Origin of the sequence: Corynebacterium sp. HMSC056F09 (genome assembly GCF_001815785.1) — a bacterium.
In the GTDB taxonomy this organism is placed as follows: domain Bacteria; phylum Actinomycetota; class Actinomycetes; order Mycobacteriales; family Mycobacteriaceae; genus Corynebacterium; species Corynebacterium hiratae.
This window is the reverse complement of record NZ_KV821888.1, coordinates 1-1,183: the sequence shown is the minus strand read 5'-3', so window position 1 is coordinate 1,183 and position 1,183 is coordinate 1. Positions and strand designations below refer to the sequence as shown.

Genomic DNA, 1,183 nt, shown 5'->3' with positions numbered 1-1,183 from the left:
CGTATCCGCGGTGGTTAGTATCAGTGCTTTATCATGGGCGCGGATATACGGGTACCAGAATATCAACTGGTTGTCCATCGACTACGCCTGTCGGCCTCGCCTTAGGTCCCGACTCACCCTGGGAAGACGAACTTGACCCAGGAACCCTTAGTCATCCGGCGGGAAGGATTCTCACCTTCCAATTCGTTACTCATGCCTGCATTCTCACTCGCACACACTCCACGCCTCCTTACGGTAACGCTTCAACACATGCACGACGCTCCCCTACCCAAACAAAAAATGTTTGCCGCGGCTTCGGCGGTGTGCTTGAGCCCCACTACATTGTCGGCGCAGGACCACTCGACCAGTGAGCTATTACGCACTCTTTCAAGGATGGCTGCTTCTAAGCCAACCTCCTGGCTGTCTTCGCGATCCCACATCCTTTTCCACTTAGCACACCCTTAGGGGCCTTAACCGGCGATCTGGGCTGTTTCCCTCTCGACTATGAAGCTTATCCCCCACAGTCTCACTGCCGCACAACACAATTGATGGCATTCGGAGTTTGGCTGACATTGCTAAGATTGTAGTCCCGCTCAACCAACCAGTAGCTCTACCTCCACCAAGCTAATGCGACGCTGCACCTAAATGCATTTCGGGGAGAACCAGCTATCACGGAGTTTGATTGGCCTTTCACCCCTACCCACAACTCATCCCCGCAGTTTTCAACCTACGTGGGTTCGCGCCTCCACAGCATCTTACTACTGCTTCACACTGGCCATGGGTAGATCACCCCGCTTCGGGTCCAGGACATGCCACTCAACACCCCATTAGGATTCGGTTTCCCTACGGCTACCCCACACGGGTTAACCTCGCGACATGCCGCTGACTCGCAGGCTCATTCTTCAAAAGGCACGCCATCACACAATAAAAAGTGCTCTGACGGATTGTAAGCACATGGTTTCAGGAACTATTTCACTCCCCTCCCGGGGTACTTTTCACCATTCCCTCACGGTACTAATACACTATCGGTCACACTGAGTATTTAGGCTTACCGGGTGGTCCCGGCAGATTCACAGCAGATTCCACGAGCCCGCTGCTACTCGGGCAACCCAACAACTAATGCATCGAAGCCTTCAACTACGGGACTATCACCCTCTACGGTAGGCGTTTCCACACCACTTCACCTAACAACAACACACAAGCA

At 53.4% G+C, this 1,183-nt stretch carries 1 rRNA gene; it reads right to left on the bottom strand.

Annotated features, from left to right (window positions below):
* Positions 1-1,183: ribosomal RNA gene (locus HMPREF3056_RS13585) — 23S ribosomal RNA — on the bottom strand; the annotation flags it as partial.